The following is an 18493-nucleotide window of genomic DNA, read 5'->3' as shown; positions in this document are numbered from 1 at the left end:
TAAAGGCTTAAACTCATATTTTAATTTCGTCATAGGGATTCTCCTTTTATAAATAAGTTTTTAACAGCAGCTTCTTTCGTAGCGACTTTTGTTGACGTTCTTTGATAAATGACTGATATGGATCATTACTTCTTGCCGATACTTGGCTATCTGGATAAGCCGGAAATGCTACAGGGCTAATTTCAATCAATTTCGCTGTTGTGATGGTACGAATAATGTTATCTCGGTCTGTTTCATCCCACTCCTCTTTTCGCATTTGAAAGCCAAAGCTCACACCTTCAACATCACCGCGACGAATGGTTTCTAACGTGTCATTACCAAGAGTAGTATTCGGCAAATCTAATTCAAACCGAAGACCAATATCATCTTCAAATAACCGCAGTGTGCCGTTTTTTGTACGCCCTAGTACTCGTGACGTATCATGACTCCAAAGTGCTAACTGATCGTCGGCTGTTAATGAATCCGCAAAAGCTCCTTTTCTGAACTGCTCTTTGAACTTTCTAAAATAGCCCATTGGATGGGATTTCATTTCCCACTTAACTGCATAACCAGTGATAATCTTTGAATCTGATTCATCTTCCCTAATTTCAATAGATGAAGCATTGATATTACGTTTCTCCGTCTTGTGATGACATTGCCATCCTTAATCTGCGCAGTATCAAGTCGACGAACTGGCTTATCTCCACCTTCAATCGGTCCAAGTGATAAAATAGATCGCCATTCATTTGGCGTAAGAGCTCCCCTATCAACCATTTGTACAAGGTTCATTTTTGTAGACATAGAAGCATATTGTAGACTTGCAGCCTCAAAAATGATTTTATTTCCAAATCCTCGCTCACGACGCGTAAAAAGCTTCCTGGTAAATTCTCCAGCAAGCTGCATCGCTAAGGGCTCAATTTCTGATTCGTAATAAGAGTTCCATTCATCTTCGTTGTATTTACTCTGAATAATGTTTTCGTTTGTGTTAAAAAAGCTGTAAATACGCTGAATGGTTTCTTGCATTTGCTTTGAATCCGGCACAAATGCTTCTGGCTTTACCTGTTCTAAGTCGTAACGTGGATCCGTTGCTGCAGCTCCACCGCTGTTACTATCAATAGATAAATAATCACTAATGAAAGTCTTTACTTGTAGCTTAATATCTTCTGGCTTCAAAACGGATTTAAACTTCATAATCCACTTAATCACAGCACTGTTTTGAATGGCTTTTACAATTCCTTGATCTGTAGTCGTCACAACCTGCATAAGTTGAGATAAAGCTTTACCCGGATGCTCACCGAAAAAATCATCTTCATGAAAATCCTTTCGTAAATGAATGACATCGCTATACGGCACGGTCATCCTCTTTCCATTCTTAAAATAAAAGGTCAGAAAGATATCTCCAAGCGAACCTTCTACCACATCAACTGAAACACAAGGAATTGGATAAATTTCAGTAGCAAATCCCATTTCATCACGCTTTATAAAGGCAAAGGCATTATGATTTAGCTCTAGCTGATTGACCAATTTCTCTTGCATCATTTGCCCCGTCATTAAAGGATTAGGTTCTTCTAAAATAAAACGAAGGTATGGATCCGGATTAATTTTAAATTCATTCGCATTATCTCGTATATGTTTAGCAATAAGCTTACCTACTGCCTTTGCTTTTGGCCGAATACATGAGCGTACAATATCACTTTGAAACAACTTTCCATCCCAGGAATAAAAACCTCCCCCGTTATCGCTCACAAATTCAAAATGTTTAGTAGTGGTAGGCTGCTTCGTTTTGTTAAACATTTTTTCAAATAAACCCATTAATTCACCACCTTCCACTAAATCATATTTATATATTCATTCTTTTTCTCTTGTAAAATCACATAAGCATTTAACAACGCTGCCGTGCCATCAATTCTTCGACGCTGATTCTCCGTTTTATGAGGCTGAATATTTAAATTTTTATCCATTTCAATCGCGGTATTCGACAGGCACCATTTATCAATCGGGTTATTATTGTAAATAACTTTATTCGCTTCTAAATCGGCACCTAATAAATACATAGGCCCTGATAAAGTCTTTTTACCTTGATACACAGGTATCATCGCTTCTTTCCCAAAATAACTCTGCATTTCTTCTACCCAGTAATCAGCTGACCAAGCATCATAGCCAATCCAAGGCAAGTATACTCCCCATTCGTCACGAACTTCTAAAAACCATTCCGTTACAAACTTAGGGTGAACGCTGTTTCCAGGAGTTGTACGCAATAAACCTGCATCGTGCCATAGATTATATGGAATTTTGTCTTCGTTCGTTCGCTTTTCTAACAAGTCTTCTGGCAACCAATACATCTGCAAGACATACACTTTTGGATCATCTGGAAGCATAAAAATAACCTTCGCTGCTGTAAGGTCTGTTGTCTTAGATAAATCACAACCACCGATACCGTATGAAGGTTTTAACTCCGTTAAATCGAATGTAGCACTATTATTTAATTGTTCGAATGTTAACCATGCTTCATTTGATGTTTCGCGAATATTGAAATCTTTTGTAAGCAAGTTTTTAACTAACAAGTGATTGGCTTTTGCTTTGTTTACTTTAGTTTCAAGCTGATCTATTTTTTTGATAGTACCTAACCCAGGATTGGCTTTTGGCCAACTTGCTGGGTCTGTCCACTCTTCTCGCTTATCCAGTTCATAAATAATGGGGAGAAAACGGTCGTCTTTGTATGCTTCTGGACTATCATCATCTAAGCCATTCAACAGCATAACCGCTTCATCATATTTCATATCATAAACAGATTCACGAACCGTTCCAGCAGTTGTAATCATAACAATAAGAGGCTGTTCACGAGACGAAGTACCATCCACAATAACATCATATAAGTTTTTGTCTTTCCAAGCATGGATTTCATCGAGTGAAGCACCATGTACATTCAGTCCATCTAGGGTATCGCTATCACTTCCCACAGGTTTAAACACACTATCATTAAAGTCAGCATTAAGCTCTTTCACTAACGATTTAACTCGTTTGGAAAGAGTAGGCGATTTTTTCACCATTCTTTTTGACTCTAACCATACAATCTTAGCTTGCTGCTCTTTTGTTGCTACAGCATAAACTTCAGCACCGCCTTCTCCATCCGCTATCATTAAATACAAACAGATACCTGATGAGATTGTGGACTTCCCATTTTTACGCGCCACAATAAGCAGAATTTCACGATATTTCCTTGTACCATCTATTTTATGAATAAAGCCAAATGTCGCCGCTAAGAATGCTTTTTGCCAAAGCTCTAAAACGATTGGTTTCCCTGCCCATTTACCTTTTGAATGCTTACAAAAGTTCTCAATAAATTCAATCGCATGATTGGCTCTTTTAGCGCTATATTCATATACAGATTGTTCATCATACACATCCGCAGCCAACTTCTTATAAATTCGTCTTACCTTATCACCTACAGTAATATCGCCACTCTCAATCTTAGCCCAATATTCTAAAATTGGATTATATGCAAGAGGATATCTAATCATCTGTTGTTCACGAAGGTCTCAAAACCATCATCTACAGGTGGACTGTTTGTCTCTTTAGGCAATAAGTTAAACAGCTTTTCATAAGCAGTCGTATATCGATTGATCATAGCGTTATAAGATTTTTGCGCTGGGTTTTCAACAATCATTTGCTGAGAACCTTGTTTGAAATTGTAGGTGGGACCTTTTGTTTTAATGGAGTCTTCTAGTATTTGAAGGGTGATGGTCATAAAAGCAACTCGTTCAATTAAGCGTTGTGCTGCTTTCTTTTTTTCTTCCGATAAATCCTTGAAAATATGACTTAATCGCTCGACCTCTTGATTAATTAATTCATCCTGCTTTTTCTTCGCCAATTTCGCCATAAATTTATACCCCCCCCTCATGTAAAATGCCCTGTGTATTTTTCGAAGGTCCCCCTTCGGTCCTTTGCCGACTGACTTTTGGCTTTTTGATAGGGGGGATACCATAAGACACGATGCACTTCTTTTATGTCTTCTGTACAGGCATACCACTTTCGTCAAATATCACGCCCTGCACGGTCACACCATGCTTTTCATGATGCTCTTTGTTGTGACAATCTTGGCAAAGATATTCTAATTTATTAAAGTTTAACGTTATGTTAGGATCATCAATATTATCTGGTGTTAAGTATTCTTTATGATGAACAATCTTACCTGGACCGCTGCACTTCTCACACAAACCGTGACGCATCTTTATATATGCAGCTCTGCACTTCAACCAGGCTGATGACTTGTAGAACTTCTTAGCGAATGGTTTCATTGTTATCTTCCTTCCTTATTGGGTGTATAAATAGTTATAGAAAGCATATAATCTATAAACTCCTACGTGATAAGGAGGTGAAAATGTGTTACTAGTTATTTATTTAACACTTCATATTAAATTAGTAACTGTTCCGCTACTAATTGTTGTTATCCCAAAGGATAATAAGCAATGAGGAACAGTAGAGATGATTGTTAATCATCTCTACACTAAATAGTAAATAAATTAACTAAAACACATTTTTCACATCCAATAAAAAAAGACATTGTTCATTAACGGACAATGTCTTTTTTGTATTAAACCTACTTATATCAACTTTAATTAAGATTACATCGCAGATGCATTACAATCTCATTATTTATGCACTTACGTACAGTTACTAACAATAATATTAATTTATTTATAACAAACCTTAATTATCTCTAAACAACACAGACCAACGTCTATCCTGTTTACAAATAGCCACTTAAGCTAACAAGTGGCCAATAACCTACTATTCAATTGTCAAGGAGCAGCAAGATTAGCAAGCATCTTAAATATCGCTATCTTTGTTACTTACCATATTACATGAGTTATACAGCAATGTTCTGCCGTCTTTCTGCCACTATTCTGCCACTTATTCATCACATGTTATTTCACATGTTATTAATTTACTTATAAAACCAATGATACTGTAATGACTTCACCATATCTTATATTCTGTTGCACTCGCCTAATCGCTCTAACCACTGTCACTACAAGGTTTATCGCATATCCCTTTTTGAGTGCACGCTACACTTATTTTTGATGCAGTTATAAGCAACACATCGTTAAATCTTAAACTTCATCATCGCTTTATCCATTGAATCTTGATTGATACCGATATATCTCAATGTAATTTGTGGACTGGAATGGTTGAACATTTCTTGCAGCATGGCTACGTCTTTTGTCTGTTGGTAAAAATGATAGCCGAATGTTTTACGAAGTGTATGCGTTCCTATCTCATTTAAATGAACATGCGCCGCTGCCTCTCTTAAAATCCGATATGCTGTAGAACGATCGATAGCTCTGTTTGTTCCTTGCCTGCTTTGTATCACATAATCTCCATCTGTTAATTCTTTTGCATATTCTAGCACTTCTTTACGAATAGATGGAGGAATACGTATCCGCTTCTGTTTACGTGTTTTCGTCTCTCTTAATACAACGTGAGTACTTAATAAATCTTCTTTCTTCAGTTTCAGAATATCCGATATACGCAAGCCTGTACTAATTCCTAATATAAACAGCATATAGTTCCGCTGACTTTTTGATTTTAAATAAACCTTCATCTCCTGGAGTTTCACTAAGTCACGAATGGGCTGTACAAAGTTCATTCGTCATCACCTTCCTTATATACTTCAATCCGTAAAGACAAGGCCAGCTTTATAAATGCTTTTTCTTTTAAGCGGTAGTATTTGCGCTCTGAGAAATTAAGGTCATTATAGACCTGGTAATCAAACACATCATCTTGTAGCATGTACCGCTGAATAAGAATCGCTCGTTCCCAGTAGCCTAATCGATTTACCGCCATTACCATCCGCTTTAAATACTTACTTCTGGCTTGCTCGTGTGAAATATTACGAATGGCTATATCCTCTGTAGATGAATGGAATGCGTTTGTATTTGACGGTGGAACAAACGAGTAAGTAGCTGTCACTTTCGGCAGTTCCTCCTCATTTTGCGTTAACAGCAGCACTCGATATTTCTCAAGTGCTGCTTCCACTACTCTTTTTGTTGCTTTTACATCAATTTCAGGTAACAGTGTGTCCATCATGAAATTGCCCCCTGCCTCTTATTTTTGTCGAATAGCTCCGCGTGAACGGTGATACGTACTGCGATTAGTTCCCATTAGTTCGCGTAGTTCTCTTTCAGAAAATGTTTCCTTCTTCTTTCTCTTAGGTGGCTGCTCTGTTTCCCTTGTATCTTTTTCATTTAGCACATGATTTAACTTATTCCACTTTTCCATTTCACCTCGTAAAGTTCCCATTTACATTCCCCTTTTCTGAAATTAAAAAGGACACTGAACAAGCAGCGTTTTGCTACTAATTCAGCGTCCTCAGGCTCTCCTATCTTGGACATATTCAATTCGCTTTCTTAATATCTCGGTCCATTAATGCTTCGATTCCGCATTTAGCTAGTACAGTATGAATAAACAAACGACCTTTCTGCGTCCATTTGGTATGAAGCTTCGTTTTCAGTTCATCACTTGAGTCTCGATAGTTCGTTGTGTGAGATTTCGTATACCCCTTATCTTGATACTTGCTATATAACAGCCATTGCTCACCTAACTTATACTGCACGCCTTCTTGCTTGAGAATTTGATTCAGCTTCTTACCAGACAGACCATAATCTTTTGCAATCTGTGAAATGTTAATTACGCTATCTGACTGGAGAATTTGATCATAGTACGTAACCTTTGGTGCAGTTTCTGCTAACTGCTGTTCTAGCATCAAGTTCTTTGTTTCAACAAGCTGCTTTTGTTTTTGTTCAAGAATCCACTGCTCCGCTCGCTTAATCGGATCATCAATCATATATGACGGAACATGCAGCTGTTTAAATCGCTTTTCTACTTCAATAAAGTATTTACGCACGACGCGCCCCATCTCGTTATGCTGAACCATTGCAATCTCTTTAGCAGTATCTAAAGTTAAAATATATTCCGTTCGAGGCCTCCCGCCAACACTTTCCCCCAAAACTGGGGAAAAGTCTTCTCCTTCCACAAAACCGTATTTTTCAATGCGATCTTTTATCCATGTCGTAAAATCTTTACCAATCATAAGAACAGCATGCAATTCTCTTGCATCCACTACTGTCTCGCCTGCTTCAGTTTGATAAACAGGCAGCATTTCATTAGCAATAATAGTCGATTTGTTCATCGTTTCACTCTCCTACCGCTACGTAGTTATAAAACTAAAACAACCTCCCACGATTCATTATTAAAATAATTCACTCTCTTCAAAACGGATTCTTGCTGTTTTTCCTTTAGCTGTTTCAATGATGGTATGTCCATGATGCACCGCTTCAATTGCCTTTGCTTTCCCTTGATGTCCATCTAAAATTAAAAGAACAACTTTACCTGGTTCAATCGCATGATGAATTGTCATATCATCTGGATCTACTTCTAAAAATCTTGCTCGTTCAGACATCAGCGCACCCCTTTTGTGATATAATTGGTTAAACGATTGTCGGGAGTGCTCCCGGCTTTTTTATTTGCTCTTTTTCTGCCTTTGACCATACGAATGAATGTCTGAAAATGCTTTTTCTTTTTTCTTTTTGGTCGGAATGATTGGATGCTTTTTTATATAAGCCAGGCGTTCTTCTTCCGTCATGTACCACACTTTCACTTCCCCATGCATTTGGATCGCTCCTTTTACTACGTTTTATTCTCGTATTGTTCAATAGCCATTTTTAATTAATTCATCTAACTTTCCCACTATTTCTTATTGTTAAGTGGTATATTTTTTATATACTACTACTTAATTTGTGAAAGGGGTAAAACACTTGGAAAATTCATTTAGAAAATTAAATTTATTAGACTTAGTTTCTGATGTGACTGAATATAAAAATTTTGTCGTTTCCGAGATTAACGATCATGTTTTAAGAATTGCTGTAATTAATGGAGATTTTCATTGGCATGAGCATGAAACAGACGAATTATTTATGGTGCTCGAAGGAGAGCTTCTTATTGATTTAGAAGACCATAAAACAATTCAACTATTACCTGGTGAGATTTTTAATGTACCGGCATATACTCAACATAGAACTAGATCTAATGGTAAAACAATAAATATTTGTTTTGAAAAAAAAGATAATGATATAAATGGAGCTTCTTAAACGCTAATCTTTAGCGTTTTTTATTGTGCATTTTCCGTCTAACGTGTAGTGTTCACACCTCATGCAATAGAGTATTTTCCGTTTACAATATCAGCCCATGTTAACTCTAATGCTCCAAAATAGTTCCATTGTAAATCTTGAAACGTAGTATCTTTATTAACTGGAACGACTTTAGCTCTATGGTGAAAGAATACCGTTTTCCCTTCATTCACAATTGCTTTAGCTTCTTCCCAATTCATTTATCACTAGCTCCTTCTCTCACATTGCTTGAACCACGCATCATCGGAAAAGTCGCTTCCCATCTCCGCTCCCACTCTAGCAATGCTTCTTGGTCGCTTACCTTGCATAGCCTTGCAAGTTCCCTTAAGGACAGTGTTTCATACTTGGCAGCTCTTACTTTCGTAATCTCTTCCATGCGCTTGCTCAAATAGGACACGAGTTCTTGAAGTTCTCCGTTGCAATGAATTGATTGCAAATTATAGCCACTGGAGCAGCTAAGCTCCTTGTAAATAAACTCTACTTGCTCATCACTTAACTGAATCTGCATGAACGCTTCCCTCGCAATCTATATCACAGTTTATTTTTGACGCTTCTTTTGACGAGAAGAAGGCCATTTCCAATCGGTTGGACGCTTTAGTGTTTCTACACGCTGCGATTGCTTCTTGTACATTTCCAATTCAGCTTTTGACAGCTTAAAGATCTCAATACGCCCCACCCTGTTCACTCTCCTCGGTTCATATGCTTGCCAAATTCAGACTTAATGCCAATATGAATCATTTCTAGCTCGGTTAAGCTAAGCTCATATAGCTGTTTGCCAGCAGGAGTTTTGAAATAGCCGTAGCGCATAAGCTCGTTGATTAAGTACGCACAGCGCTGTTCAACCGCTTGTTTTAGAAGTGCCATTATGTACTCACTCCTTTCCGGCTCCAGCCTTTAGTTCTGCTTCTAACTCCTTCAATTCCGCTTCTAGCTTACGTTTCTCTGCTTCGAAGTCAGTATCTAATACAGCAACAGATGACTGTGGTTGATCCGCTGCTTCTTGAGCTAACCAGTCTGGCACAATTTCTTTACGATTAGATGCATTTTGATTAAAGCGACGCTTGTTTTTAAATGCTGCTTCTAACGCTTGAACATCATCAAGGCTACGAACGTTGCGGTTTGCCCATGATTTCAAGATGCCCTCAGCATATTTCCATGTTTTTTGCTGTTTAAGCGTTAAAGACATTGCTTCTAACACAAGCTCTTCTCCCATGTCTTCAGTCCAATACTGAATTTGTTGGCTGATAAAAGGATTTAGCATACCGAAGTTTTGTTGATAAAAATCAAAGATTGATTGAGTTTGATTACGACTACTACTACCGACTTCACTTTTTTCAAGAGCGCCTTCTTCTAGATCTATATCTTGTTCATGTAGTAGTAGTTCTTTTTCTTTTTCTTTTTCTTCTTCTTGTTCTTCTTCTTTTTCTTGTCCACTTGGCGTTGACGTATCGTCTAACGTATCGTATGACGTGTCGTCAACGGCACGTAATTCTTTTAGCTTATTAGTAAACAATTCTAAAATGCTGCTGTTTTTAATGCTACTTGCTACTTCCGCTAAAAGAGATAGATCTTTCACCTCTCCAAGCTCTTTTACAACGCAGTCCAAAATCGGCTTTCCGCCTTTATTCAAGTTATACTTGCCCCAGTTTAATAGAGCGATTTCTCGCGTTTCTGGATTATACTTAACCACTTTATGCTCGTTCTCAAAACGCTTTAGTAAACTGTTAATCGTTTCAATTGAATACCCCATATCAAAAGCCATTTGCTTCTTCGTAATCGTATATACACCAATCTGCTTCGTATTTGGATTGGTTAAAAGGTATAAGTAAAAGAATTTATCTTCCGGTGTCATTTCCTCTGAAACGCGTGGATCAGACCAAAAATCCACTTGAATCTGTCTAAATTTAGCCATCTGCTCTCTCCCTTTCTATAAAGCTTGCTTTCTACAAACATCTTAAGCTACAATGGAAGCAATTGATTAATCGACAATCACTTCGAAGATGAGGAGCTGCAACTCCTTGTCTTCTTTTTTTATGCGCTTTAAAATTGTTTTCGCTAGTTCTTTACATTCATTCACACAAGATGCAAAAACCATTTCCTTATGGACCGTTTGCATCTTCTTATCTACAAACTCTAAATCCCATAGCATAATGTCAGTTTAGAAACATACACATAGAATGAGACGCTTCTGTCCTCCTTTCTTATTTAGTTGATGCTATTCGCATCGTCATAGCCAGGAAAGAGGGATGAGAGGTGTGTATCAATTGTCGGGGGAAACAAATGATAGCTCTTTCCTGACCATGACGACAAGAACATACATTCTTGTCGCACACATAAAGCTGTGCTATACTGAAGTTAGTTAAGCGTTCTATCGAAGCGAACGATCGGCAGTAAGTGTTCCAGCACTTGCTGCTTTTTTATTTTTCCAAACTGCTATCTCTTTCATCATGTCCTCCTACTAAATGACCCTCTTTACAAAATCGATTGCCATTCCCTTACTTTGCAAATCTTTTACCAATGCTTCTAGTCGTTCACGAGTTTGTTTCTTCTCATAAAGCCGCTGAAGTTCTTTCTTTGCTTTCATCACTTCTTTAACCTGCTCATCAAACTGTTCAAACTCCCCTTTGAACATGGATTGGTGTGCGCTTAAAAGCCCTTCAAAAATGACTTCTTCTAAACGAGTTGCTAAACGAAAATCTGATTCTAATACCCTCATACCTTCCATCTCCTTGTCTTAATGGATGCCCACCACATTTTATAAATCGACTTCATGGAGAAATCGTACTCCTTACAAAGAACCGCTACTAAATTAATCATGGACGCCGCTGCGTCGAGAATTTCATGAATGACACGTTTGATTTCTTCTCGTTCACTTTCGTTCTGCATTCGTATCGGCTTTGCCCAACAAACCCTTTCCATCTGATCAAGTGCTTCATTTGTTTCTTGTTGTACCATGTATTTCATACTGGCTGGATGTCTATCTATGTAGTCACCGTTGAAATATGGAATGCTGACGTGCCCTGCTGCTTCATTCCATGTAGCGAAGTAATATTCTGGATCATCCACGCTATAAGCCACCTGCTGATATAAATCTTCTTGAAACTTACGCTGATTTGTTTCGTATTTGGCAATGGTTTCGCGTGATACCGGTAAATCCATTGCTAACTGTTCTTGCGTTAGGCCTTGGCGCTTTCTTGCTTCCGCCAACTCCTCTCCTAACTTAATCAATATCAATCTCCCCTTTCGTACCAAAAACTCAGTACATTTGTTACACCATTTTCTTTATGATTCTAAATAAGATAAAATTTTCCGTTTAAGGGTAAAAGGTATGGCTGTTTTACATTACAGCCTGGTTGAAATACTTTGTATTATGTTGTACCCACTCAGTATTTTGTTCGATCCACTCCATCAGCAGATGCGTGGGTACTTTGATGCCACATGCTCGAATTACTGGAAAGTCAGGTCGACTAACTAACTCTGTTGCTTTCGTGCGACCAATCTTTAAAAAGTCCATTAATTCAGTCACTGTTAAAACTGGACCATACTTAGATAAACTTGAAGCTGATTTCAGTTCTTCTATGTCTCGTTTTATAGGAGCCAATGCCTCTTCTAAAGCATCCTTAAGCATTTGTTCAAATGTCATTTCAAGCACCTCCAGTGAAATAAAGTTTAGTCAGACCATGCTTTTCAAGTAACTGAATGATTTCAGCTGCGGCCTGTTCTTTGGTAAAATCTTTTTCTTCTAGCAAGTCATTTGCAATGTATAGGAGATCGACTGTTAGTTCGGCGTTGTAAAGTAATTTACCGATGTCAAAGTTCATGTGAACCCTCCTAAAAGCATTTAATTATTGATACATTTTGTATCATCTATAACCTGAAAAAGATCTGGAAACAACTCTCGTTCACTTGTAGAATATAATATTTCAAATTTCAGCATCGTTGAGCGCCCTGGGTTTCTAACCCCTTTTTCAATCTTTCTTACATAAACTTCTGAGATATTAAGTTTCTCAGCAACTTCTTTTTGAGTCCAATCTCTAGATAAGCGTTCATTAATGAGTTTTTCTCTCATCCAACAGCACCTCCTCTCTTTGATACATTTCGTATCATTTGTATTAATTATAAATGATACATTTTGTATCGTCAACGATTTATTTGATACTTTTTTTATCTTTTATTTAAAACGATACTTTTTGTATCTATAATATAAGTATAAGTTTGTGTTACGAAAACTTTGCTATTTAATATTAGGAGTTGTATTGTATGCTGGGTAGTCGATTAAAATTTTTAAGAGGGAAACGTACACAAGAAGATGTTGCTAAAGCAATTTCTGTCTCTAGAGCACGTTATTCACACTATGAGAATGGTAGAAGCGAACCTGATACTCAAACATTAGAAAAGCTGGCTGACTTCTTTAACGTAAGTACTGACTATCTTTTAGGCCGCACTGACAACCCTGATCTAATTGAAGAAAAGAATGAAGAATCCCTTCTCGACCCAGAACTAGGCGTCTTCTTCAAAGAAATTAAAAATGCTCCTGAAGATCGTCAAGAGCAGCTGCGTAAGATTTGGGAGATTATTAAGAGTGAAGGTAATCGTGAGGCTGGGGACAAGCAGTAATGTTTTAGGAATATATTTAAAGTTTGTAAAGCATTATCCCCCCCTCTTTTAAATAGACATTCAAGCTATAAAAATTTAAGTTTAATCAAATTTTTTCAATTAGGAGGGATAACATTATGACCAATGAGAACATAAAACCCAGCTCTACTGGGGATAAACGTACTAGTGCCTCAGTAGACACTAACACTGCTCGCTTAAGACCAGGCACCGATACAAAAAAAACGAAATGAGGAGTTACTTTTGTCTAATAATGTTGAAACACGAATAGTAAATACAAATGGAAATAATACAAGATCTATAGATCACCAATCAGCAAGAGTCAAGCCAAATAACGCTTCTAATTCATCTAATACAAAAAAGTAGGTGGTATTATGACTGATAAGAAAATAAATGAAACGCAGAATAGTATATACTCTATAATTGGTGAATCTGCAGAGTTACCTTCAGCCAGAATTAAACACGAGATAACGCCTCCTAAGGATACTACGAAACCGAAGGAGAAATGATAGGTGTATTCGAATCAAAATCTCGATACTGAGCATCTCTTATACTTCCCTCATCATATACATATATAGCTATACCTGATTTTGTATCAATGAATACATGCTTAATACTAGGATTATATTTTTCAATAAGCTGTGTAAAATAATCCGTATCATCTAGAGTTATATTACGTTCAGGCTCTAAAGGTCTAGACGCTTTTCTTATCGAACCAATTATTGTTTCTTCAGGCTTATCAAGTTTTACAACCTTCACAACTTTTGGTCCAGCAGTGATGAAAATCTCTTCCCAGACTGTGGGCTTACTAGATAATTGGCTAGTTTTAACTTTTTCTATTCTAATCACATTAATATGCTTTAAGAACAGGGGAAATAAGCGCTCCACCCAAGTTCTTGCAAAGAGATAACTGAATACTACACTTAGAACTGAAAATACAAGAATAAACCAAAGCTGTGTAAATGAAGTTTGTAATTCTTGTAAACTCAATACATAATTTATCTTTTTCTCTCCTCCTAAACTTCTTAAAAAAAGTTGGGTAGAGAAAGCAAAGAAATTATAAAATACTAAGGTCATAGCAGAAACAGGCAACCATAATAAAGCACTGATTCCTAACATTTCAAATGGATTATGCTTTTGTGATGGAACAAACCCAAACCACTGCAACCAATAGTAACAAAGTAAGCCTGGAAGAGTGAATACCACTGTAGCAATAAAATTATCCATACTTGCCCACTCCTTTCTATTTAATACTAGTTAAATTATAACATCAAAGTATAAAATTATCCTTGTAATATAACTGAAATGATTCTTTAAAAGATTATTAATAGTGAAGGCCATTGTAAATCTGGAGACAAGCAGTAAATAATAATACATATAACGCGCTATAAGCGTGTTATTTTTTAGATAACACATGGTTAAAAAAGTTAATTTTATGGTTTTATAGTCTTGCTTTTGGAGGAATATCAATGTCAACTTTTGATAAAAACTATTTTTTAGATAGCAACCCACATATCCTGTACAACGAACAGAATTTAAGAAAAATTCAAATTGAATCTTACGTTGAGATTTGCAATCACTTTTTAGTTAATAAGTCTAAAGCACACGCAGTTGCTGTATTGCCTACCGGTTCTGGTAAAACTGGTGTTATGGCATTAGCTCCCTTCGGTATTTCTCAGGGGAGAGTTTTAATAATAACTCCACAATTAGTAATTAAAGATCATGTTCTTGATTCGTTAGATCCTACAAACCCTAATAATTTTTGGTTACGGCATAATGTTTTTAATGATTATGGACAGTTGCCAAAAATTGTTGAGTATGATAAAGAAACTTTTCTTGAAGAATTAGAAGAAAGTAATATTGTAATTTTGAACATTCATAAATTAAGTTCCCAATCTCGTAACTCACTTTTAGCTAAAGTAAAACCAGATTTTTTTGATATGATCATTGTTGATGAAGCCCATCATTCACCTGCTAGGACTTGGCAGAATGCATTAGAATATTTTAGTGATGCTAAAGTATTAAAAGTAACTGGTACTCCATTCAGAACAGATAGAAAACCGATTGAAGGTAAAGCGATTGTTAATTATCGATTAGGCAAAGCCATGAGTGATGGTATAGTGAAAACTTTAAAAAACTTTGTTTTAAAACCTGAAAAAGTTTATTTAACTTTGGATAAAGACGTTTCAAAAAAATATACACTCAAGGAAATTGAAGCCTTAAAGTTAAAAGATAAAGATTACATCACTCGTAGTGTTGCTTACTCACCAGAATGTAATCAGCATATTATAGATGCAAGTATAGATGCATTAAACGAAAGAAAAGAAAGAAGCTCTGTTCCACATAAAATTATTGCTGTATGTTGTAGTATAGAGCACGCTGGTGATGTTCAATATTTATACGAAAGATCAGGGTTGAAGACTGTTGTTGTACACAGTAAACTTCCTCCAAAAGACAGAACTGAAGCATTACTTAAAATCGAAACACATAAAGTAGAAGTAGTCATCCATGTAGCAATGCTAGGTGAAGGTTATGATCATCCATACTTATCGGTAGCTGCTATATTTCGTCCTTATCGTAGTTTGTCTCCTTATTCACAATTTATTGGAAGAATATTGCGTAAAATACCTGAAAAAGAATCTAATAATATCATTGATAATATAGGTGTTATAGTTGCACATAGAGATTTGAATTTGGAACCGTTATGGAAAGAGTATAAACAAGAAAAAGATTATTGTGATATTTTAGAGGCTGTTAAAAAAAGTGAAAAAGGTGAAAAAAAGCTAGAAAAAACATTAAAAAATCCTAAGGATACAGAGATTGGTTCAGTTACAGCTGAAGGAGATATTTATACTGAGGAAGAATACTATGAATACACTCAAGCTGCTGAATCATATAAAGCATATGAGGAGAACATAGCATCTAAAGTTGAACAACTAAAGACACTGTTTCCTCACCAAACAGAGGAACAATTACAAATATTAGCAAGACAGCAAGAACGTCCTATGACGACGAATCCTTTATTGAAAAACCCTAAGAAATACCGTATGATGTTAAGAAGTGAATTCAACGAACAAGTACAACATGAAATTCCAGCCACAATTATAGCTAAATTCAACTTAGAAAAAGAAACACGTAACTTGGCTATACTACCTTTAAACAAATCTTTTAGATGGGTACTGGACCATGGCGATAATGCTGCCATAATAGCTAAGTACCTTAACGCTTTCTTTGTAAAAAAATATGGCCCAAGAGATGAATGGAAAATCGCGGATTATCAAAAAGCTACTTCAGAATTGAAAGCACAGACTGAACACTTGATTAATATGATTAAAACTATATTATAAAATAATTTAAGGAGGATTTTATATGATTGAGCAACTCCGTTTACAATTATGGGAAGCCATGTATCTAAATCCTGTTTGGCCACATGAATTACTTGAAAATATTAAAGATCCATCTTATAAGCAAGTTAATATAAAACCTATAGATGGCGGAAGCGTTGTGGAATTAACTTTTGTTGATGACGGTGAACTTTGTAACGCCTTCTACACTTTTGATTCTGATGATCACTTGCAACAAGCCACTATTGTAGAAGGTCAAGAGGAAACCATTATCTATGATAGAAGTCAATTAATTTCCTCTACATTAGATAAAATTAATCAGTTAATAAAGGTAGAAAATTTGCAGATGGTTACTGCTTAAGAAGCTCAATTTATGAGCTTCTTTTTTTATCTAAAAATCCTCTCTTATATATAGAAGAAAATCCGATAAAAAATCTAATAAATATTGAAAATAGGAACATTTGTTTGGTATTATATTCCCAGGAGGTGATTTCCATGAATTATCAATTTACTCCACTAGAAGACTCAGTTCGCTATTTGTACCAGAAGCTACATATTAATGTTCCCAGCCAGATTGATATGATTAGTATCGCTTCTAATCTTGGAATTTGGCTGCATTTTGTCGATTTTGAAAGTGCTGCGATTGATCGTAATGGCCTATACAGTATTTTAATTAACCGCAGCCTTTCCTCCCAGCAGCAGTGGGAGGACTTCGGTCATGAGTTAGGACATGTTTTATTTCATTGTGGGCATCAGTGGTTCCTTCCAGAAGGATTCATTGCCTATCAAGAGAATAAGGCAAATAACTTTGCGCTACAGTTTTGTGTGCCTACCTTCATGCTGTTAAAGCTGTCTCCTCCTCCCACTAAACGTGAATTTATTCATGAAGTGAGCACAACTTTTAACGTCACACCGCTGTTTGCATCAAGAAGAATTGAACATTTTGAAAATCAAATTCTAGGGATTACATATTCACAGAAGTTTAGAGAAGCGATTAGTTCTTGTTAGGAGGTGTTGCTGGTGGCACATTTTCAAAAGTATCAAAAGAAAGACGGTACATCCGCTTGGATGTTTAAAGCTGAGCTTCCGCGTGACCCCGTAACAGGTAAGCGTCGGCAAACAACTAAAAGAGGGTTTAAGACGAAAAAAGAAGCACAGTTCGCCGCTGCTGAACTTGAAGTGCATAAGCAAACTGGAAAGCTGAATATGGAGTATAAGGACGTATTTGTAAGGGATTTTTTAATTGAGTGGCTAGAGGTCTATAAGAAGAACACTGTAAAAGCAAACACATTTAAGCTGCACGAATATAACATACACAAGCATATTATTCCCTACTATGGTTATGTGAAACTAAAAGACTTCTCTCCCGCTTTTTATCAAAAGTTTATCAATGTCTTAGCTGAAAAATACAGCAGACGTACTGTTTCCATTATTCATACGACAATGTCTAACGCAATGAATAAAGCCGTAACGCTTAATATTATTGATAAAAACCCTTGTTATAAAGTAAGTATTCCAAATAATAAGATAAACAAAATTAAAACTGATCAAGACTTACAGTACCTTACGAAAGATGAAGTGTTTCATGTGTTAGAAGTAGCAAGTGAACTTGAACAAAAATACTACACCCTTGTTCGACTATTAATTGATACCGGAATGCGAAAAGGTGAAGCACTTGCCTTACAGTGGAAAGATATTGATTTTGCTCAGCCATCTATTAATATCTTGAAAACGTTACACTATGATGAAAAAGAGCTCAATAAAATGTTTGGCCCTCCCAAGACAGAAACTTCTTATCGATCAGTCCTTATCTCTCAAGAATTAGCAAAAGAGTTAAAGAAACATAAACTTAAGCAAGCTGAACAAAGAATGATGTTAGGAACACTGTACTTTAGTGAAGGAGATTTGGTATTTGAACGGGGTGACGGTTTTCCTTATACTAAATCCACATTGCATCGAGCAATAAAACGCATTTATACAAAAGCCAATATTACTAAAAATCTTACCATTCATAGTTTGCGTCATACGCACGCTGTGATGATGCTAGAATCCGGTGCCTCCCTCAAAGAAGTACAAGAAAGATTGGGTCATAAATCCATTCAAACAACAGCTGACGTTTACACTCACATTTCAAATACGCTTGAAAAACGCAGCATAGCAAGCTATTCAGAATACATGAACTATGACCATATTTCTACCGAAAAAAAATAATGTGGTCAAAATGTGGTCAAGCTGTAAAATCCTAAAGAAATACGTCCACAATAAAAAAAGCCTGAATGACTACAAATGCAGTCATATCAGGCTTTCCACCAATTAATATTGGCTCATGTATTGATCGCGTTCCCATGGATGAACTTGTGTGCGGAA

The 18493-nt window shown here is 36.4% G+C and carries 28 protein-coding genes; 6 read left to right on the top strand and 22 right to left on the bottom strand.

Annotated features, from left to right (window positions below; translation table 11 throughout):
* Positions 1-46: 46 nt before the first annotated feature.
* From A2U94_RS18095 to A2U94_RS21650, 11 genes are all read right to left on the bottom strand, one after another.
* Positions 47-607, bottom strand: coding sequence for an HK97 family phage prohead protease (locus tag A2U94_RS18095; protein ID WP_062954749.1), 561 nt, complete (start codon positions 605-607; stop codon positions 47-49).
* The gene (locus A2U94_RS18090; protein ID WP_082823081.1) at positions 526-1791 is read right to left on the bottom strand and encodes a phage portal protein; all 1266 of its coding nucleotides are present in this window, start codon (positions 1789-1791) and stop codon (positions 526-528) included. Before A2U94_RS18090 ends, A2U94_RS18095 begins: the two co-directional genes overlap by 82 nt.
* A 17-nt stretch (positions 1792-1808) precedes the next feature.
* Complete coding sequence (locus A2U94_RS18085) at positions 1809-3500, bottom strand: terminase large subunit (RefSeq protein WP_025907112.1); 1692 nt, start codon at positions 3498-3500, stop codon at positions 1809-1811.
* On the bottom strand, positions 3497-3859 hold the full coding sequence (locus A2U94_RS18080; RefSeq protein WP_025907113.1) for a hypothetical protein: 363 nt from the start codon (positions 3857-3859) through the stop codon (positions 3497-3499). Before A2U94_RS18080 ends, A2U94_RS18085 begins: the two co-directional genes overlap by 4 nt.
* 124 nt (positions 3860-3983) lie before the next feature.
* Entirely contained in the window at positions 3984-4277 is a 294-nt protein-coding gene (locus A2U94_RS18075; RefSeq protein ID WP_062954748.1) for a hypothetical protein, read from the bottom strand.
* Positions 4278-5086: 809 nt separating this feature from the next.
* Positions 5087-5629 (bottom strand): site-specific integrase, encoded by a 543-nt coding sequence (locus A2U94_RS18070; RefSeq protein ID WP_025907115.1) that lies wholly within the window; start codon positions 5627-5629, stop codon positions 5087-5089.
* Positions 5626-6069, bottom strand: a complete 444-nt coding sequence (locus A2U94_RS18065) for an ArpU family phage packaging/lysis transcriptional regulator (protein ID WP_062954746.1) — start codon at positions 6067-6069, stop codon at positions 5626-5628. The genes A2U94_RS18070 and A2U94_RS18065 overlap by 4 nt, the downstream gene beginning before the upstream one ends.
* A gap of 18 nt (positions 6070-6087) precedes the next feature.
* A complete protein-coding gene (locus A2U94_RS18060; RefSeq protein ID WP_062686173.1) occupies positions 6088-6282 on the bottom strand; it encodes a hypothetical protein in 195 nt (64 codons plus the stop codon).
* A gap of 94 nt (positions 6283-6376) precedes the next feature.
* Positions 6377-7171 (bottom strand): phage antirepressor KilAC domain-containing protein, encoded by a 795-nt coding sequence (locus tag A2U94_RS21655; RefSeq protein ID WP_062954745.1) that lies wholly within the window; start codon positions 7169-7171, stop codon positions 6377-6379.
* Positions 7172-7231: 60 nt separating this feature from the next.
* Positions 7232-7441 carry an XtrA/YqaO family protein gene (locus tag A2U94_RS18050; RefSeq protein ID WP_025907123.1) on the bottom strand — a complete coding sequence of 70 codons (210 nt, stop codon included), beginning with the start codon at positions 7439-7441 and terminating at the stop codon, positions 7232-7234.
* A 60-nt stretch (positions 7442-7501) separates the two neighbouring features.
* A complete protein-coding gene (locus A2U94_RS21650) occupies positions 7502-7651 on the bottom strand; it encodes a hypothetical protein (protein ID WP_175384176.1) in 150 nt (49 codons plus the stop codon).
* Between the two features lie 145 nt (positions 7652-7796).
* Between A2U94_RS21650 and A2U94_RS18045 the strand changes: the two genes are divergently transcribed.
* Positions 7797-8129 (top strand): cupin domain-containing protein, encoded by a 333-nt coding sequence (locus A2U94_RS18045; protein ID WP_062686175.1) that lies wholly within the window; start codon positions 7797-7799, stop codon positions 8127-8129.
* Between the two features lie 59 nt (positions 8130-8188).
* On the opposite strand, the gene A2U94_RS18040 is transcribed toward A2U94_RS18045, so the two are convergent.
* From A2U94_RS18040 to A2U94_RS21335, 10 genes are all read right to left on the bottom strand, one after another.
* Positions 8189-8368: a hypothetical protein gene (locus tag A2U94_RS18040; protein ID WP_062686177.1), complete on the bottom strand. Its 180-nt coding sequence runs from the start codon at positions 8366-8368 to the stop codon at positions 8189-8191.
* Positions 8365-8676 (bottom strand): hypothetical protein, encoded by a 312-nt coding sequence (locus A2U94_RS18035; RefSeq protein ID WP_025908630.1) that lies wholly within the window; start codon positions 8674-8676, stop codon positions 8365-8367. The genes A2U94_RS18040 and A2U94_RS18035 overlap by 4 nt, the downstream gene beginning before the upstream one ends.
* A gap of 30 nt (positions 8677-8706) precedes the next feature.
* Positions 8707-8844 (bottom strand): hypothetical protein, encoded by a 138-nt coding sequence (locus A2U94_RS21340; protein ID WP_156413413.1) that lies wholly within the window; start codon positions 8842-8844, stop codon positions 8707-8709.
* 5 nt (positions 8845-8849) lie between these two features.
* The gene (locus A2U94_RS18030; RefSeq protein ID WP_025908629.1) at positions 8850-9032 is read right to left on the bottom strand and encodes a Fur-regulated basic protein FbpA; all 183 of its coding nucleotides are present in this window, start codon (positions 9030-9032) and stop codon (positions 8850-8852) included.
* Between the two features lie 7 nt (positions 9033-9039).
* The gene (locus tag A2U94_RS18025; protein ID WP_062686179.1) at positions 9040-10080 is read right to left on the bottom strand and encodes a DnaD domain-containing protein; all 1041 of its coding nucleotides are present in this window, start codon (positions 10078-10080) and stop codon (positions 9040-9042) included.
* 546 nt (positions 10081-10626) lie between these two features.
* On the bottom strand, positions 10627-10884 hold the full coding sequence (locus A2U94_RS18020; protein WP_025908627.1) for a hypothetical protein: 258 nt from the start codon (positions 10882-10884) through the stop codon (positions 10627-10629).
* Positions 10881-11393 (bottom strand): helix-turn-helix transcriptional regulator, encoded by a 513-nt coding sequence (locus A2U94_RS18015; protein WP_062954756.1) that lies wholly within the window; start codon positions 11391-11393, stop codon positions 10881-10883. The genes A2U94_RS18020 and A2U94_RS18015 overlap by 4 nt, the downstream gene beginning before the upstream one ends.
* Positions 11394-11505: 112 nt before the next feature.
* Positions 11506-11811 (bottom strand): helix-turn-helix domain-containing protein, encoded by a 306-nt coding sequence (locus A2U94_RS18010; RefSeq protein ID WP_051567070.1) that lies wholly within the window; start codon positions 11809-11811, stop codon positions 11506-11508.
* Between the two features lies 1 nt (position 11812).
* Positions 11813-11989 carry a hypothetical protein gene (locus A2U94_RS21645; RefSeq protein WP_175384177.1) on the bottom strand — a complete coding sequence of 59 codons (177 nt, stop codon included), beginning with the start codon at positions 11987-11989 and terminating at the stop codon, positions 11813-11815.
* A gap of 20 nt (positions 11990-12009) precedes the next feature.
* Positions 12010-12237, bottom strand: coding sequence for a helix-turn-helix transcriptional regulator (locus tag A2U94_RS21335; RefSeq protein WP_062686180.1), 228 nt, complete (start codon positions 12235-12237; stop codon positions 12010-12012).
* A gap of 191 nt (positions 12238-12428) precedes the next feature.
* Between A2U94_RS21335 and A2U94_RS18000 the strand changes: the two genes are divergently transcribed.
* Positions 12429-12785: a helix-turn-helix domain-containing protein gene (locus tag A2U94_RS18000; protein ID WP_062954744.1), complete on the top strand. Its 357-nt coding sequence runs from the start codon at positions 12429-12431 to the stop codon at positions 12783-12785.
* A gap of 483 nt (positions 12786-13268) precedes the next feature.
* Here A2U94_RS18000 and A2U94_RS17995 read toward each other — a convergent pair whose 3' ends face one another.
* Positions 13269-14009, bottom strand: a complete 741-nt coding sequence (locus A2U94_RS17995; RefSeq protein ID WP_062954743.1) for a DUF6338 family protein — start codon at positions 14007-14009, stop codon at positions 13269-13271.
* 242 nt (positions 14010-14251) lie between these two features.
* Between A2U94_RS17995 and A2U94_RS17990 the strand changes: the two genes are divergently transcribed.
* From A2U94_RS17990 to A2U94_RS17975, 4 genes are all read left to right on the top strand, one after another.
* A complete protein-coding gene (locus tag A2U94_RS17990) occupies positions 14252-16129 on the top strand; it encodes a DEAD/DEAH box helicase (protein WP_062954742.1) in 1878 nt (625 codons plus the stop codon).
* A 22-nt stretch (positions 16130-16151) separates the two neighbouring features.
* On the top strand, positions 16152-16487 hold the full coding sequence (locus A2U94_RS17985) for a hypothetical protein (protein ID WP_062954741.1): 336 nt from the start codon (positions 16152-16154) through the stop codon (positions 16485-16487).
* Positions 16488-16621: 134 nt separating this feature from the next.
* Positions 16622-17134, top strand: a complete 513-nt coding sequence (locus tag A2U94_RS17980) for an ImmA/IrrE family metallo-endopeptidase (RefSeq protein ID WP_062686188.1) — start codon at positions 16622-16624, stop codon at positions 17132-17134.
* Positions 17135-17146: 12 nt separating this feature from the next.
* Positions 17147-18337, top strand: a complete 1191-nt coding sequence (locus A2U94_RS17975; RefSeq protein ID WP_025908620.1) for a site-specific integrase — start codon at positions 17147-17149, stop codon at positions 18335-18337.
* Positions 18338-18493 lie beyond the last annotated feature (156 nt).

The sequence above is a fragment of the Bacillus sp. VT 712 genome, assembly GCF_001614195.1.
In the GTDB taxonomy this organism is placed as follows: domain Bacteria; phylum Bacillota; class Bacilli; order Bacillales; family Bacillaceae_H; genus Priestia; species Priestia flexa.
Note: the sequence above shows the minus strand (reverse complement) of the source record. Positions and strands in the feature narration are given on the sequence as shown.

Bases quoted from the DNA above. Each gene is read 5' to 3' on its own strand.
- A2U94_RS18000 (WP_062954744.1), top strand. From the start codon at position 12,429: ATGCTGGGTAGTCGATTAAAATTTTTAAGAGGGAAACGTACACAAGAA.
- A2U94_RS21335 (WP_062686180.1), bottom strand. From the start codon at position 12,237: ATGAGAGAAAAACTCATTAATGAACGCTTATCTAGAGATTGGACTCAA.
- A2U94_RS21655 (WP_062954745.1), bottom strand. From the start codon at position 7,171: ATGAACAAATCGACTATTATTGCTAATGAAATGCTGCCTGTTTATCAA.
- A2U94_RS17985 (WP_062954741.1), top strand. From the start codon at position 16,152: ATGATTGAGCAACTCCGTTTACAATTATGGGAAGCCATGTATCTAAAT.
- A2U94_RS18020 (WP_025908627.1), bottom strand. From the start codon at position 10,884: ATGAGGGTATTAGAATCAGATTTTCGTTTAGCAACTCGTTTAGAAGAA.
- A2U94_RS18070 (WP_025907115.1), bottom strand. From the start codon at position 5,629: ATGAACTTTGTACAGCCCATTCGTGACTTAGTGAAACTCCAGGAGATG.
- A2U94_RS18075 (WP_062954748.1), bottom strand. From the start codon at position 4,277: ATGAAACCATTCGCTAAGAAGTTCTACAAGTCATCAGCCTGGTTGAAG.
- A2U94_RS18035 (WP_025908630.1), bottom strand. From the start codon at position 8,676: ATGCAGATTCAGTTAAGTGATGAGCAAGTAGAGTTTATTTACAAGGAG.
- A2U94_RS17995 (WP_062954743.1), bottom strand. From the start codon at position 14,009: ATGGATAATTTTATTGCTACAGTGGTATTCACTCTTCCAGGCTTACTT.
- A2U94_RS17980 (WP_062686188.1), top strand. From the start codon at position 16,622: ATGAATTATCAATTTACTCCACTAGAAGACTCAGTTCGCTATTTGTAC.
- A2U94_RS18085 (WP_025907112.1), bottom strand. From the start codon at position 3,500: ATGATTAGATATCCTCTTGCATATAATCCAATTTTAGAATATTGGGCT.
- A2U94_RS18040 (WP_062686177.1), bottom strand. From the start codon at position 8,368: ATGAATTGGGAAGAAGCTAAAGCAATTGTGAATGAAGGGAAAACGGTA.
- A2U94_RS18030 (WP_025908629.1), bottom strand. From the start codon at position 9,032: ATGGCACTTCTAAAACAAGCGGTTGAACAGCGCTGTGCGTACTTAATC.
- A2U94_RS18065 (WP_062954746.1), bottom strand. From the start codon at position 6,069: ATGATGGACACACTGTTACCTGAAATTGATGTAAAAGCAACAAAAAGA.
- A2U94_RS18080 (WP_025907113.1), bottom strand. From the start codon at position 3,859: ATGGCGAAATTGGCGAAGAAAAAGCAGGATGAATTAATTAATCAAGAG.
- A2U94_RS17990 (WP_062954742.1), top strand. From the start codon at position 14,252: ATGTCAACTTTTGATAAAAACTATTTTTTAGATAGCAACCCACATATC.
- A2U94_RS18010 (WP_051567070.1), bottom strand. From the start codon at position 11,811: ATGACATTTGAACAAATGCTTAAGGATGCTTTAGAAGAGGCATTGGCT.
- A2U94_RS18090 (WP_082823081.1), bottom strand. From the start codon at position 1,791: ATGGGTTTATTTGAAAAAATGTTTAACAAAACGAAGCAGCCTACCACT.
- A2U94_RS18060 (WP_062686173.1), bottom strand. From the start codon at position 6,282: ATGGGAACTTTACGAGGTGAAATGGAAAAGTGGAATAAGTTAAATCAT.
- A2U94_RS21650 (WP_175384176.1), bottom strand. From the start codon at position 7,651: ATGCATGGGGAAGTGAAAGTGTGGTACATGACGGAAGAAGAACGCCTG.
- A2U94_RS21645 (WP_175384177.1), bottom strand. From the start codon at position 11,989: ATGAACTTTGACATCGGTAAATTACTTTACAACGCCGAACTAACAGTC.
- A2U94_RS18025 (WP_062686179.1), bottom strand. From the start codon at position 10,080: ATGGCTAAATTTAGACAGATTCAAGTGGATTTTTGGTCTGATCCACGC.
- A2U94_RS18050 (WP_025907123.1), bottom strand. From the start codon at position 7,441: ATGTCTGAACGAGCAAGATTTTTAGAAGTAGATCCAGATGATATGACA.